Genomic DNA, 13,454 nt, shown 5'->3' with positions numbered 1-13,454 from the left:
TGTAATATTGACTTGATTTAGCTATCAGTTTTTACTGTACAATAGTATCAATTTATCTTTTTGTGTTTGTGGTTAGTAATGCGCGTGATAATGAGATTTCTAAGGGTCGATTAAAAAATAGAATGGTACTGGATGTATGTGAATTTTGCTATTCAGCGATTAACTCTCTATATCAAAAATATGTTAGTAGTGTGGATTTTTCTGAAGGAGGTTCATGTGATATAACGGATATACAAAATCCCTGCAATGAGTAATTGCAGGGATTCTCAGTTAATCAGGTAGATTTCCTAAGTAGCGTCTATTTTGATTTAGTCTGTTTTATAAAAGACAGACTTATTTGTTGTAGGGATTCCTTGCCCTGCTATAAGTCTATTTTTGCTTAAATCAGAATCAACCCACTTTATAGCTAGACCAATTGGATAAATACTCATACCATATCCTGTAGTACCTGAACGAATGCTAAAGTTAATACTTCCATCGTTACCTATGCTCATTTTCTCAATATCTCCATTACTTACTAAACCATTTTTATTAAACTTAAACTCTTGCCCATTTTCATTTCTCCAAGTCCCAGCTATGGTGGAGAAGTCTCCATCGAGAATAGCTTGAGCGTCAATTTCTTGTAGCCCAGAAACTGATTTCTCTTTTTGAGTTGATGGTTCTGTGTATGGCGTTGCCTCTATAACAAGCCAATATTGAAATTTCTCAGAGTCTTCAACAATTTTTACTGTGAAAGTAACTAGTTGTCCTTCTTTCCATCCATCGGTTAGATTTTTATTAATATGAATTTCTATACCCGCAATTGAGGCATTGGATGCCTTGACCTTTATGTTATAGTATTTATTTAAGTAGCTAAAATGGCCGTAATAATCTGCCCAATCTTTTTGATGAAACAATTCAGCAGTAAAACGATAGAGTTGTCCAGTCTTTAATGTTCCATCATTTTCCATATCTCGAAGATTTTCTGCTGTCGTGTCTATGATATTATTTTCAGCTGAGCTTGTAGTGGATGTGCTGGAAGAAGAGCTTGATGATGCAGAGGAACTAGAAGTAGTAGAGGAAATTTGTTGTGAAGATTGACTATCTACTGTTTCTATATTCTTATTTGGATGTCTAAAGAAGAAAAAAGTAGTTCCTATAATTATAAGAATCAGAAGTGTAATAGAGGTTATGAGAATCCAAAGTTTATTGCTTGGTGGTAGAGGACAAATTACTACGTGATTCTGATTTTTGTAAACTTCAACAATGTCGTTTACTCTAGGATGAAAAGTTAATTCATCGATAGGAACATTTAGCGTATCATTTGTGTGGAGTTGAATGATTACATGTGTATCTGAAACGTGAATGATTTTGTTATGTGTTTTCTTTTTCATGTAGTATTAGTTTTCGTACATATAGGCTACCATGTATGGCAGTGTTTTTGTAGATTTAAAGACCGTTTCATAACTTTGTCTTCCTTTAACCAACCCGTACAATGTTATATGGTCATCTTCAGCTATAACTCTATTATTGTATTCGGCAGGGATAGAAACTAAGATGATTTTATCATACTCATCATTAATAGCTACTCGTAGGGTATATGATTTACCATCCTCCATAGCTTGTAAAACTTTGCCATAGACTTTTACTTTAGTATTTACAGCTATTTCATCATGATTCCATTTGCTATAATCTACTTCACTATAATTTGCTTTATCACTATCTATAGAAATTTTAGTTTTTGATGAAGAAGACGAAGTGGTGAGAGAACTAGAGGAATTATCTTTAGAAGAAGACGAGGAACTAGTGCTACTTTTCTCGGATGATGATGAAATTTTAGAGGTAGAACTTGAAGTAGTCTGCTTGTTCGAAATCTGTTCTTTAACGCTTACAAAACTAATAATAATAATCACAAGTAGTAGTGTGATTATTGATACTATGGCTATTGCTTTTCGGGGCTTTGTATTTTTATCTACACTGGTACCTGTGTTACTATTGTCAACTTTCATAACAAACCCTTCATAAACTTCTACTTTGTCACCTAATTTAGGTTCAAAGTCACAAGACTCGATATTGATTTCCTTTAAGCTTCCATCTTCATATCCTATATAAAGTTTGTCTTCAGTTATTTTAATTATTTTCCCTATGTTCATTAGTACTCTCCTATTTTAATATTCCAGAAAACTTAACTTCATCAGGTGCCATTACATAACGATTCACAGCGACTTCTTCTCCACTGAGAGTGTAATAGAATCTAGGGCTATTTACTCCGTGGGATTTGGCAATTTTATATAAAGATTTGTTTAATGCACTGATAATTGCTCTAAGTTCTTTGTTTGAATACGAAGCATTATTTTCTGTGAGAATGATTTTGATGCCAGGTGTTACAGATGTTTTTTCCATTTCAAGCATATTTGCTCCTAATTGCGTATTTACTTTATCTACACCTTCTTGAATTGCATTATAGAAAGCATCTAAATCTACTTTTCTATTTTCTTCATTAGATTTTTTCTCAGATTCTTTAGATTTTTTCTCTGCTTCCTCTTTCAATTTTTTCTGTTTTTCTCGTTCTTCTTGTTCTTGTCGCTCTTTTTCTTCTTTAATCTTTTCGATTTGTTTATTAAGTTTCAATTCCACTTCGTTTACACGGTTAGACAAACTACTAATTTTGTACTCGTTATCGTTTTTGTATGTGTCTTCTAGGTGTTTAATTTCCTTTTTAACAGATGACAATTCACTATCATCAGAAACAAGCTTCAAAGCTTCCTCTAACGTTATATTTTGTTTTATATTTGTTGTGTTATTTTCTAGTGCTTCAACTAGCTTAGTAACACGTTCCGTATCTTTAACATATTGTTGATTACCATAGCTTATTGCAATATAAGCAAATAATCCAAATAATAAAGTAAATATCACTAGAAAGCCTACAATATATTTAGAAATTTTTTCTTGGGTCATTATCTATTCCTTCCTTATAAATGATTCAATCACTTCAACACTAGCTTGACTTGCATTCAGTAATCGGTCATATGTTGTACCATTTGTGAAGTAAGTGAGATTGGGTATCGTTTTGAATCCAACGGTTATTTTGAAGTTATTCCAACTAGTCTTGTCTATATGCTCACTATCTAAGTAATACACAGTTGTTTTAGTTTTATCTACTGCTCTTGCTAGCTTTGGAGCAAATTCTTGACAGTATGGACAACTTTCTCTCCCTGTGTATAGGTAAAAGCTTTCTTGATGTTGTATTTTCTGTTCTACAGCCTCTAAACTTATCTTTTGGAGGCTGTTTACAGCTATCTGGTAGTCTGTTTGTGGCAGAGTAGTTAAGTATACTGTGAATGTGACAATGACAATAAGTAGTAGTGACAGTAGAATAAGAACTTTTTTACTATTCATCACATCCGTATCCGTCTTTGTCTCTATCTAACCATGGACCGTATTGTGGGTCACTAGCAGGTATATTTACACGGCCTGCTTTTCGTGCTTCCGTACAGTTTTTGAATGGTCTTAAATTTGATTTTGGAGCAGTTGTCGACGATTGTGTAGGGATAGTTGTAGTGTGAGATGAAGCTTGTTCTTGCTCTTTTTCTTGAGCTTGTTAAGCATGTGTAACCTCCTGGTGTTTAACTTTATTTAATGAAATAGAAGAAATATTTCCTAATAGTTATAATTATATCACACAAACTTTAACAATAGAATATATTTCTATTAAAGATTAAACTATAGAGAATGTAAACCTGATTGTTTAATCTATAAGATAGATAGTAGATTTAACATAGAGGGTCAAGGAATGGATGATATATTAGAAAATATAAGTAATCAGATAAGAGACTTACGAGCTTCAAAGAAGATTACACAGCAAGAACTAGCAGAAAGAACAAATCTTAGCGTTCCTTATATCAGTCAGATAGAGAATAATCACAGAAATATCTCTTTGGAAACTTTTGTGAAGATTGTTGATGCTTTGGAAGTTCCATTGAGTGATTTTTTCTTACCTTATTCTGTGCCACAAGATACAGAGATGATAGAACTGTTATTGAAGATTCAGAAACACCCACAGCATAAGATGATTGTTCATAAGGTGATGGAAATACTTGAATTAAGCCAAGATAGTTAGTGTAAAATAAAAAGCACCTAAACGGTACTTCTTACTTGCCTACTGAACTCATCACCATGAAATTTGTACTCCTTTTTGTCCACCTTGGAGTAAAGTTTAATCTATTTTATTTAATATGTAAATTTTAAAAATACTACAGAATCAACATTTATAAAGCATAACAAAGTGTAATTTATACTAAATCTATTCTACAACAAAATGCTTTAATTTTAAGATATATCTTACAGAAAGCCTACAACAGTGGGCTTTTTGCTTTGTCTTAAAAAACTATAGAACACTTCTTAACTGTGAAGGAGGATAAAAAAATTTCCTGCAAAATGAAATTGCAAGGAACTTTTGTTAATGATTATGGGCAAGCCAGACGGAATATTTTTTCCCAAGCCAGAGAGCAAAGAGGAGATTGATGACGACGATGCCTGAACCGACCAGTGAAAATAGGAAAAATTCGCTAGTCGAAACCTGCCACAAATGCGAGATGTTTGTAATCAAATATTAAGTGAACAAAATTATAGTATCTTGACTACGAAAGCAAGTCTTTGATTAAGCCCTCTCTGTAATATCAATAGTCAGACCCGTGATTCTCTCGAATCACGGGTTGTTTAATATATTTAGAAATAGGTGTTACTTTCGTCATTTGAACTATCATTAAATTCTATACTCAAATCTTTATTAAAAAAATTGCAACTAATGTTTTTAACTCTCATTATCTTTTCCTTTAATTCAAATTATTTTAAAACAAATGCAATATCTTTATGAATACATTCAGCAAATGAAGAAATTCTTTGATCACAAATGTTCTAATAGGTGCATTTTATATAACTTTAAGTGGTACTCTAACTATAACAAACATCATCTTCCATCTTCAATACATAAATTCTTTTTTCTAGCACTAGCTTATGAAGTAGATTTTGCCCATGATCTTTATTATCAAAAGTTTCTCCATAGTGATTGATAAGTTTATAAACTCTTTCAACTTGTTCTTTTTTATGGGAGCGACAATCGAAGTCGTCATAATAAAACTTTAGTACTATATCAGAATTATATATATTAAAGGCATCGAATATTGAAACGAAATAAGAGTAATCGGCTTCACCTAATGAATGTCCGTAAAATTTAATGATATCTATAGAATTATCATAAATTTTTAAAGGTTCTTGTGGGAGTTCCGTCATAATACGGAATGTTTTAGTGAACTCCATAAATTCTTGATAGTCATGATGATCTATCCCTAAAATTATATTATCTAATAATGTTCCATGAACATTATTACCTCCTCTGGAGTTAAAGAAGTCAGTACTATTAGGGAGATGAGTGTAATTGAATGACAGGATGAAGTTACAATATTCATTAGTATTATAAACTCCAGATTTTATTAATTTATCTATAAATTTTTTAGATTTAATATTATAAGTTACTTCGGGGAAGTTTTTAATTTCATTTGTGAGGTAGTCCTTAAAACCTGATTCAAAATTTTTAACTTGATCCATCATCAGGTCCATTAGTTTTTTTTGAAAAATATGATTAGGTTCTTTACAGAATTCTAAAAGGGAATCTGGAAATATAAGTGATGATAAAAAGAAGAATTTTAATACTCTTTTTATTAGTTCTTTTTCTTCTAAAATCGTCATAACTTTTTGTGATTTGTTGGATGAAACTAATAAAGATAAGATCTGTTCTTTAGAATCACTTTTATAAGCTGAAATATAATTTTTTACGGTCTGAGCGTCTAGTTTTTTAATAATTATTAGGCATTTTAGTAATAAGGATTCAACGTCAGCCCAATTATAGTTTTTATTTGATGCTAAATACGTGAAAATGTTATTTTTCCGTTCATTCTCTGTTAAAGAAAGGTAATATTCGACATACAAGGATTTCAAGCCTAAATGTTTGTCAAATCCATTTCCGATGATTAATAATTGTTTAGTCGGAGAAAGTTTCATAGAGTTCATGCTCATTTGGTATTTTCCTATTCTTTATTTAATCAAATATTTTGCTTTTGTTTTTTCAAAAGCTTATTACTATCTTTCCACCGAAAGTGTTCTCGTAATCATTGTATCATCCCAATTTGAAATATCAATCTTCACATTTTTATCTTTACACATAGCCTTAATTAGTCTTAAAAAATTCTGATCATTTGTAACAGAAAGGAAGCAATCGTAACACTCAATAACTTGATTATTATCCGAAAATATGATTGGAATTTTTCCTAACGTTCTATTTAATTCAGTTGCTTCGCCATAGTAATTTTCTTTTAACATGAACCTGTTGCCAAAGAGTTCAATAACGAAATCCCTCTTCATTTTCTTGACCAAAGTTTTTCTTTGGTAATACTCTGATATAAAGACACCAATGATACCTGATGTGATAACTGAAGTAATAACAGTATTAAAAATATCCATTTTAAATCCGTCTCTCTTTCCCTAGATTACAGTATTATTATATCATCTATTTTGAAATATGGAACAAGAATTATAATCTGACTTTAGTTTGCTTTAGATTTATGATGAAATATCTTTTGATTAAGGCAGGAATTAAGAAAAAGGTAGTGAAAAAAGTAGTGATTCTAATGATTTGTGTTGCAATGTACTGAAATTAACAAAAAGAAAAAACGCTTGAATTAGCGTTTTTCTTCTGTATTGAATGCTTATTTAACTTCTGTAAACACAACGTGTTTGCGAAGTTTTGGTGAGTATTTCTTCAATTGAAGACGGTCTGGAGTGTTACGTTTGTTTTTAGAAGTAAGGTACAAGCGTTCACCAGATTCTTTGTGTTCAAGTGTAATATTTACGCGCATGGTATCTCCCTTCTATTATTCAGCTGATGCAGCTTTAGCGATCTTACGTCCTTTGTAGTATCCTTTAAGTGATACACGGTGAGAACGTGAGTAATCTCCAGTAGTTTCGTCAAAGTTTACAGATGGAGCTGTTACTTTGTAGTGTGTACGACGTTTGTTTTTCTTCGCTTTTGAAGTGCGACGTGCAGGTACTGCCATTTTGATTTCTCCTTTAGGTATTTAAATTCGATTCAATCTAGTGATTTTCATCAACCATACTAGGATAACACAATTTTTTTGTAAAGTAAAGTTACTTGACAAAAAAAGATGAAAAAATTAGAAGTTGTTGGTCGGAATTTTCTGAAAATTCAAGAATTTTCTTCTGTTCATTGCCTTTAAAATGTGCTATAATAGTAAAAACTGAAACGGGAGGGATAAGATGACTGAATTAGATAAACGTCACCGCAGTAGCATTTATGACAGCATGGTTAAATCACCAAACCGTGCTATGCTTCGTGCGACTGGTATGACAGATAAGGACTTTGAAACACCGATTGTGGGGGTAATTTCGACTTGGGCGGAAAATACACCATGTAACATTCACTTGCATGATTTTGGGAAATTGGCGAAAGAAGGTGTCAAATCGGCAGGTGCTTGGCCTGTTCAGTTTGGTACCATTACCGTAGCGGACGGGATTGCCATGGGAACGCCTGGTATGCGCTTCTCCCTAACATCTCGTGACATCATCGCAGACTCCATCGAGGCGGCGATGGGTGGTCACAACGTCGATGCCTTCGTTGCCATCGGTGGTTGTGACAAGAACATGCCTGGTTCTATGATTGCTATTGCTAATATGGATATCCCGGCTATTTTCGCCTATGGTGGGACCATTGCACCGGGTAATCTTGATGGCAAAGACATTGACTTGGTTTCTGTTTTTGAGGGAATCGGAAAATGGAACCATGGTGACATGACAGCTGAGGACGTGAAACGTCTTGAATGTAATGCCTGTCCTGGCCCTGGTGGCTGTGGTGGTATGTATACAGCTAACACCATGGCGACTGCTATCGAAGTTCTAGGGATGAGTTTGCCAGGATCATCCTCTCACCCAGCTGAATCAGCTGACAAAAAAGAAGACATCGAAGCAGCAGGACGTGCTGTTGTTAAGATGTTGGAGCTTGGTCTCAAACCATCAGATATCTTGACTCGTGAAGCATTTGAAGATGCCATCACTGTAACCATGGCTCTTGGTGGTTCTACAAATGCTACCCTTCACTTGCTTGCCATTGCCCATGCCGCAAATGTTGACTTGTCACTTGAGGACTTCAATACGATCCAAGAACGTGTACCTCACTTGGCTGACTTGAAACCATCTGGTCAGTATGTCTTCCAAGACCTCTACGAAGTTGGTGGTGTCCCTGCGGTTATGAAGTACTTGCTGGCAAATGGATTCCTTCACGGAGACCGTATCACATGTACTGGTAAGACAGTCGCTGAAAACTTGGCTGACTTTGCAGACCTCACTCCAGGTCAAAAGGTCATTATGCCACTTGAAAATCCAAAACGTGCAGATGGTCCGCTTATCATCTTGAACGGGAACCTTGCTCCTGATGGTGCGGTTGCCAAGGTATCAGGTGTGAAAGTGCGTCGCCACGTTGGACCAGCTAAGGTCTTTGACTCAGAAGAAGATGCGATTCAGGCCGTTCTGACAGATGAAATCGTTGATGGCGATGTTGTCGTTGTTCGTTTCGTTGGACCTAAGGGTGGTCCAGGTATGCCTGAGATGCTGTCACTTTCATCCATGATCGTTGGTAAAGGTCAGGGAGACAAGGTTGCCCTCTTGACGGATGGCCGTTTCTCTGGTGGTACTTATGGTCTGGTTGTTGGACATATCGCTCCTGAAGCTCAGGATGGTGGACCGATTGCCTACCTTCGTACAGGTGATATCGTTACGGTTGACCAAGATACCAAAGAAATTTCCATGGCCGTATCCGAAGAAGAACTTGAAAAACGCAAGGCAGAAACAACCTTGCCACCACTTTACAGCCGTGGTGTCCTCGGTAAATATGCCCACATCGTATCATCCGCTTCTCGCGGAGCCGTGACAGACTTCTGGAATATGGATAAGTCAGGTAAAAAATAAACTCAAAAAGCAAGCCATTTCGGCTTGCTTCTTTTCATCTTAAAAAGTGATTTGCCTGATTAACGAGGTGGCAGTCCTAGGGCAATACGGCCGTAGCGACTAATTCGTGTAATCTTCCAAGCGGGTGACCAAGTGACTTCAACCTTGACATCTTCGATACCCTCGATTTGTTTGAGACCTGCCACGATTTCGATAGGCAAACTTTCGGCACAATCGCAGGCAGTATCCGTGAAAGTCATGACAATCTTGCAGAGACCTGTTTCGTCCAGATTGATTTCATAAATCAAGCCCAAATTGTACACATCCAATTCCACATCTGTATCAAAAACCTTCTCTAGTTTTTCGATAATTTGGTCTTGTAAGGCCAAAGCGCGGTCATTGATTTTGATATCGTCTCTCATAACAGTCCCTCCACGTGATAAATATCCTCTATTTTCTCATAATTCTGACAATTTAGCAAGTTTTTGATGAATTTTCTGAAAAATATGATAAAATGAAGAAAATACGGAATCAAGGGGAAGGCGATGGAGCAGATTGGAAAAGTCTTTAGACAATTACGAGAGTCAAGAAATATCTCGCTGAGACAAGCAACTGGGGGACAATTTTCGCCGTCCATGTTGTCCCGATTTGAAACAGGTCAGAGTGAGCTTTCGATGGAAAAGTTTCTATTTGCCCTAGAAAATATATCTGCGAGTGTGGAGGAAATCCTCTTTCTGGCGAGAGGTTTTCAGTATGATACAGATTCTGAGTTGAGAAAAGAAATCACAGATATCTTGGATCCAAAGAACATAGCACCTCTCGAGGACTTGTATCGTAAGGAGTATCAAAATCATGCCAATTCTCACAACAAACAGAAACATATTCTAAATGCCATTATGATCAAGTCTTATATGAAGAGCATGGATGAAACGGTAGAGTTAACAAGAGAGGAAGGGGAAGTCCTTCATGATTACCTGTTTTCGACCGAGATTTGGGGGAACTATGAACTCAATTTGTTCTCAGTTAGTTCCCCACTTTTATCTGTTCCTCTTTTTACTAGATATGTACGAGAAATGGTCCGAAAATCTGATTTTCTAATGGAGACGAAGGGAAACCGAAACCTTTTTCACACCATGCTATTGAATGGTTTTTTAGCTAGCATTGAGTGTGAAGAATTTACCAATGCCTATTATTTTAAACGTGTCATCGAAGAGCATTTCTACAAGGAAAATGAGACCTATTTCAGGATAGTCTATTTGTGGGCTGAAGGTCTTCTTGATAGCAAGCAAGGCAGAGTCAAGGAAGGACAAAAAAAGATGGAAGATGCTGTCCATATTTTTGAGATGCTAGGCTGTAACAAATCTGCTGATTACTATAGAAAAACGACAGATTGTTGAATATCTGCAAGTTAAGAAAATGATTTGAAATTTGAAGCGATAGAACTTTAGACCTCTTTCAGGTCATTAAAGAAGTTCTATCGTTTTTTGTTTGTTGCATATATTCAAAAAAATTTCTCGCTAATTCATAAGTGCTATACTGTAGTCATACTTCATATAGAACTTATACTCTTCGAGAATCTCTTCAAACCATGTCAGCTTCACCTTGCCGTAGGTATGGTTACTGACTTCGTCAGTTCTATCCACAACCTCAAAACACTGTTTTGAGCAGCCTGCAGCTAGCTTCCTAGTTTGCTCTTTGATTTTCATTGAGTATTCGAACAAGAAGGGAGATTATCTATGAAACTATTGTTTAGAAATCCAGCTTATAGAATTTTGACTTTATCACGATTCTTCAATGCTTTTGGTGCTTCGATTTTTAACCTGGTATTTATCGTCTATGCATCGACCTTGCCACAAGCCTCTTTTGCTGTTGCTGTAGCAAATATTGTCATGATTCTTCCGACTCTCTTTACAGTTTTTGTAGGGATTCGGGCAGATTACACGAGGGACAAGGTCAAATGGATGACCTATAGCGGTTTGTTTCAGGCAGTTTTATTTTTTCTAGCAGCTTTAGTTGTTCAGCAAGCTAGTCTCTTTGCTTTTTCTAGTCTGTGTTTGATCAATGTCATTAGCGATGTAATCAGTGATTTTGCTGGTGGTTTGCGCATGCCTCTCATCAAGGAAAAAGTAGCTGAACAAGATCTGATGGAAGCTTATTCTTTTTCCCAGTTTATCACATATATTTCAGCTATTGGTGGTCAAGCTTTTGGAGTTTGGCTCTTAGGTCTATCGGTCAACAATTTTTCCCTTGTTGCGGGAATCAATGCCTGCTTTTTCCTAGTATCAGCCTTTATTCTCTTTTTAGGAAAAAGCAAATTGAGTCTGTCAATGTCATCTGCTGATGGTGAAACCCTAAAAAATGAGAAGCTTTCTATCAAAGACCAGTTCCTAACAATTTACCGAAATTTACGTCTCGTTTTTCTTAAAGGTGGACAGAAAAACTTTGGTTTCATGATCTTTGCTGTCTTGCTTATTAATGCCTTGGGTGGGGCTTTAGGAAGCATCTATAACATCTTCTTTTTGAGCCATTCTCTCTTGAATTTTTCTTACACAGAGGCACTATTTATCAATCAAGTCTGTGTTTTAGTAGCAATCATCATCAGTAGCCTTACGGGCAATGATTATTTTGGGAAGCAGTCTTTGCCTAGATTGATGATGTGGGCGACCGTAGGACTCGGTCTAATTGGTCTAGCTAATGTATTCAATCAAGTCGTACTTGGTTTACTATTTCTCTTTTCAACTCTGTATGTGTCTGGTAAAGTTCAACCAAAGATTAGTGCCATGCTCATGAAAAATCTAGCTCCAGATGTTCTAGCTCGTACCAGTAATTTTTTAGGTTTATTGTTTACCTTATCCATACCTGTGGGAACAGCTTGTTTTTCACTTATAGCTGTATGGAATATACAGTTGACTTGGATGCTATTTGTTGGTCTTTCCTTGCTAGCTATTCTTTTGACAGTTATTAATCTCAAAAATGATATTTGAATCCTAATTTTATTCATACTGTTTTAATCCCTCCATTTATGGTAAAATAAGACTATTAAGTTTAAAGAGGATTCCCTATGAAATTACAAAAACCAAAAGGAACGCAGGATATTTTACCTGCTGAGTCTGCCAAGTGGCAGTACGTTGAGGGCTTTGCCCGTGAAATTTTCAAGCGCTATAACTATGCGGAAGTGCGTACGCCTATTTTTGAGCATTACGAGGTCATCAGCCGTTCTGTCGGGGACACAACTGATATCGTAACCAAGGAAATGTACGACTTTTACGATAAGGGAGACCGCCATATCACTCTTCGTCCAGAAGGAACTGCGCCCGTTGTCCGCTCTTATGTGGAAAATAAACTCTTCGCCCCAGAAGTGCAAAAGCCAAGTAAGTTCTATTACATGGGCCCTATGTTCCGTTATGAGCGTCCACAAGCAGGTCGTTTGCGCCAGTTCCACCAGATTGGTGTCGAGTGCTTTGGCTCTAGTAATCCAGCTACCGATGTGGAAACCATCGCTATGGCGGCTCATTTCTTGAAAGAAATCGGCATCCAAGGTGTCAAATTGCATCTCAACACACTTGGAAATCCTGAGAGCCGTGCTGCCTATCGTCAGGCTTTGATCGACTATTTGACACCGCTCAAGGAAACCTTGTCTAAGGATAGCCAACGTCGTTTGGAGGAAAATCCTCTCCGTGTCTTGGACTCTAAGGAGAAAGAAGACAAGGTGGCAGTAGAAAATGCACCGTCTATCTTGGATTTCCTTGATGAAGAAAGCCAAGCTCATTTTGATGCCGTGCGTCAGATGTTGGAAAATCTGGGTGTAGACTATATCATCGATACCAATATGGTGCGCGGTCTGGACTACTATAACCACACCATTTTCGAGTTTATCACTGAGATTGAGGGCAATGACTTGACTGTCTGTGCGGGTGGTCGCTACGATGGCTTGGTTGCTTACTTTGGTGGTCCTGAAACTGCTGGATTTGGATTTGGCCTTGGTGTAGAGCGCCTGCTTCTTATCCTTGAAAAGCAAGGTGTGGCCCTCCCTATCGAAAACGCTCTAGATGTTTATATCGCAGTCTTGGGTGAAGGAGCAAATGTTAAGGCCTTGGAATTAGTACAAGCCCTTCGCCAACAAGGATTCAAAGCAGAGCGTGATTACCTTAACCGTAAACTCAAAGCTCAGTTCAAGTCCGCCGATGTCTTTGCGGCTAAGACTCTCATTACTCTAGGCGAGAGTGAAGTTGAAAGCGGACAAGTGACGGTTAAAAATAACCAAACTCGAGAAGAAGTGCAAGTGTCACTTGATGCTATCAATCAAAATTTCTCAGAAATCTTTGAAAAATTAGGCTTTTAATAGTAGAAAAACTGGTCAGGAACCTACTCCTGACCTTTTTCTTTTGCAAAATGACAAAAATCATAAACTTTTTGACAAATATTGTTGTCAAAAAGAAAAAGATGTGTTACAATATAAG

Annotated in this window: 15 protein-coding genes and 1 pseudogene; 5 read left to right on the top strand and 11 right to left on the bottom strand. The window is 36.4% G+C overall.

Going from position 1 to position 13,454, the window contains the following annotated elements; genetic code table 11:
- Positions 1–308: 308 nt before the first annotated feature.
- The 5 genes from B7705_RS02385 to B7705_RS09930 are packed head-to-tail and all read right to left on the bottom strand — an operon-like array spanning position 309 to position 3,442.
- Complete coding sequence (locus B7705_RS02385) at positions 309–1,373, bottom strand: DUF6287 domain-containing protein (RefSeq protein WP_084947435.1); 1,065 nt, start codon at positions 1,371–1,373, stop codon at positions 309–311.
- A 6-nt stretch (positions 1,374–1,379) separates the two neighbouring features.
- Positions 1,380–2,132 carry a hypothetical protein gene (locus B7705_RS02380; RefSeq protein ID WP_084947433.1) on the bottom strand — a complete coding sequence of 251 codons (753 nt, stop codon included), beginning with the start codon at positions 2,130–2,132 and terminating at the stop codon, positions 1,380–1,382.
- 10 nt (positions 2,133–2,142) lie between these two features.
- A complete protein-coding gene (locus B7705_RS02375; protein ID WP_084947430.1) occupies positions 2,143–2,937 on the bottom strand; it encodes a hypothetical protein in 795 nt (264 codons plus the stop codon).
- A gap of 3 nt (positions 2,938–2,940) precedes the next feature.
- Complete coding sequence (locus B7705_RS02370) at positions 2,941–3,378, bottom strand: thioredoxin domain-containing protein (protein WP_084947428.1); 438 nt, start codon at positions 3,376–3,378, stop codon at positions 2,941–2,943.
- Complete coding sequence (locus B7705_RS09930; RefSeq protein ID WP_239822332.1) at positions 3,371–3,442, bottom strand: excalibur calcium-binding domain-containing protein; 72 nt, start codon at positions 3,440–3,442, stop codon at positions 3,371–3,373. The genes B7705_RS02370 and B7705_RS09930 overlap by 8 nt, the downstream gene beginning before the upstream one ends.
- 330 nt (positions 3,443–3,772) lie before the next feature.
- Between B7705_RS09930 and B7705_RS02360 the strand changes: the two genes are divergently transcribed.
- Positions 3,773–4,099, top strand: a complete 327-nt coding sequence (locus B7705_RS02360) for a helix-turn-helix domain-containing protein (protein WP_084947425.1) — start codon at positions 3,773–3,775, stop codon at positions 4,097–4,099.
- Positions 4,100–4,438: 339 nt separating this feature from the next.
- Here the strand turns inward: B7705_RS02360 and B7705_RS02355 are convergent.
- The 5 genes and pseudogenes from B7705_RS02355 to rpmF form a co-directional block, all read right to left on the bottom strand.
- Positions 4,439–4,591: pseudogene (locus B7705_RS02355) on the bottom strand (HXXEE domain-containing protein); the annotation flags it as partial.
- A gap of 341 nt (positions 4,592–4,932) precedes the next feature.
- Positions 4,933–6,048, bottom strand: coding sequence for an AbiH family protein (locus tag B7705_RS02350; protein WP_158085998.1), 1,116 nt, complete (start codon positions 6,046–6,048; stop codon positions 4,933–4,935).
- A gap of 69 nt (positions 6,049–6,117) precedes the next feature.
- Positions 6,118–6,498, bottom strand: a complete 381-nt coding sequence (locus B7705_RS02345; protein ID WP_084947420.1) for a DUF6680 family protein — start codon at positions 6,496–6,498, stop codon at positions 6,118–6,120.
- Positions 6,499–6,743: 245 nt separating this feature from the next.
- Complete coding sequence (rpmG, locus tag B7705_RS02340) at positions 6,744–6,893, bottom strand: 50S ribosomal protein L33 (RefSeq protein WP_001265622.1); 150 nt, start codon at positions 6,891–6,893, stop codon at positions 6,744–6,746.
- A gap of 15 nt (positions 6,894–6,908) precedes the next feature.
- On the bottom strand, positions 6,909–7,091 hold the full coding sequence (rpmF, locus tag B7705_RS02335; RefSeq protein ID WP_000290417.1) for a 50S ribosomal protein L32: 183 nt from the start codon (positions 7,089–7,091) through the stop codon (positions 6,909–6,911).
- A 220-nt stretch (positions 7,092–7,311) separates the two neighbouring features.
- On the opposite strand from rpmF, the gene ilvD reads away from it, so the two are divergent.
- A complete protein-coding gene (gene ilvD, locus B7705_RS02330; protein WP_000137343.1) occupies positions 7,312–9,015 on the top strand; it encodes a dihydroxy-acid dehydratase in 1,704 nt (567 codons plus the stop codon).
- Positions 9,016–9,074: 59 nt separating this feature from the next.
- On the opposite strand, the gene B7705_RS02325 is transcribed toward ilvD, so the two are convergent.
- The gene (locus tag B7705_RS02325) at positions 9,075–9,416 is read right to left on the bottom strand and encodes a metal-sulfur cluster assembly factor (protein WP_001204052.1); all 342 of its coding nucleotides are present in this window, start codon (positions 9,414–9,416) and stop codon (positions 9,075–9,077) included.
- A 123-nt stretch (positions 9,417–9,539) separates the two neighbouring features.
- On the opposite strand from B7705_RS02325, the gene B7705_RS02315 reads away from it, so the two are divergent.
- The 3 genes from B7705_RS02315 to hisS all read left to right on the top strand — a co-directional run bounded on the left by B7705_RS02315 (position 9,540) and on the right by hisS (position 13,336).
- Positions 9,540–10,391 (top strand): Rgg/GadR/MutR family transcriptional regulator, encoded by an 852-nt coding sequence (locus tag B7705_RS02315; RefSeq protein ID WP_084947417.1) that lies wholly within the window; start codon positions 9,540–9,542, stop codon positions 10,389–10,391.
- Positions 10,392–10,730: 339 nt separating this feature from the next.
- Entirely contained in the window at positions 10,731–11,978 is a 1,248-nt protein-coding gene (locus B7705_RS02305; protein WP_084947412.1) for an MFS transporter, read from the top strand.
- A gap of 77 nt (positions 11,979–12,055) precedes the next feature.
- Positions 12,056–13,336 (top strand): histidine--tRNA ligase, encoded by a 1,281-nt coding sequence (gene hisS / locus B7705_RS02300; protein ID WP_049549810.1) that lies wholly within the window; start codon positions 12,056–12,058, stop codon positions 13,334–13,336.
- Positions 13,337–13,454: the final 118 nt, after the last annotated feature.

Origin of the sequence: Streptococcus oralis subsp. dentisani, assembly GCF_002096685.1 — a bacterium.
Taxonomy (GTDB): domain Bacteria; phylum Bacillota; class Bacilli; order Lactobacillales; family Streptococcaceae; genus Streptococcus; species Streptococcus oralis_AD.
Note: the sequence above shows the minus strand (reverse complement) of the source record. Positions and strands in the feature narration are given on the sequence as shown.

What these genes read in the sequence shown, in the direction of transcription:
- B7705_RS02385 (WP_084947435.1), bottom strand. Translation starts at nt 1,373, where the DNA reads ATGAAAAAGAAAACACATAACAAAATCATTCACGTTTCAGATACACAT.
- B7705_RS02380 (WP_084947433.1), bottom strand. Translation starts at nt 2,132, where the DNA reads ATGAACATAGGGAAAATAATTAAAATAACTGAAGACAAACTTTATATA.
- B7705_RS02375 (WP_084947430.1), bottom strand. Translation starts at nt 2,937, where the DNA reads ATGACCCAAGAAAAAATTTCTAAATATATTGTAGGCTTTCTAGTGATA.
- B7705_RS02370 (WP_084947428.1), bottom strand. Translation starts at nt 3,378, where the DNA reads ATGAATAGTAAAAAAGTTCTTATTCTACTGTCACTACTACTTATTGTC.
- B7705_RS02360 (WP_084947425.1), top strand. Translation starts at nt 3,773, where the DNA reads ATGGATGATATATTAGAAAATATAAGTAATCAGATAAGAGACTTACGA.
- B7705_RS02350 (WP_158085998.1), bottom strand. Translation starts at nt 6,048, where the DNA reads ATGAACTCTATGAAACTTTCTCCGACTAAACAATTATTAATCATCGGA.
- B7705_RS02345 (WP_084947420.1), bottom strand. Translation starts at nt 6,498, where the DNA reads ATGGATATTTTTAATACTGTTATTACTTCAGTTATCACATCAGGTATC.
- rpmG (WP_001265622.1), bottom strand. Translation starts at nt 6,893, where the DNA reads ATGCGCGTAAATATTACACTTGAACACAAAGAATCTGGTGAACGCTTG.
- rpmF (WP_000290417.1), bottom strand. Translation starts at nt 7,091, where the DNA reads ATGGCAGTACCTGCACGTCGCACTTCAAAAGCGAAGAAAAACAAACGT.
- ilvD (WP_000137343.1), top strand. Translation starts at nt 7,312, where the DNA reads ATGACTGAATTAGATAAACGTCACCGCAGTAGCATTTATGACAGCATG.
- B7705_RS02325 (WP_001204052.1), bottom strand. Translation starts at nt 9,416, where the DNA reads ATGAGAGACGATATCAAAATCAATGACCGCGCTTTGGCCTTACAAGAC.
- B7705_RS02315 (WP_084947417.1), top strand. Translation starts at nt 9,540, where the DNA reads ATGGAGCAGATTGGAAAAGTCTTTAGACAATTACGAGAGTCAAGAAAT.
- B7705_RS02305 (WP_084947412.1), top strand. Translation starts at nt 10,731, where the DNA reads ATGAAACTATTGTTTAGAAATCCAGCTTATAGAATTTTGACTTTATCA.
- hisS (WP_049549810.1), top strand. Translation starts at nt 12,056, where the DNA reads ATGAAATTACAAAAACCAAAAGGAACGCAGGATATTTTACCTGCTGAG.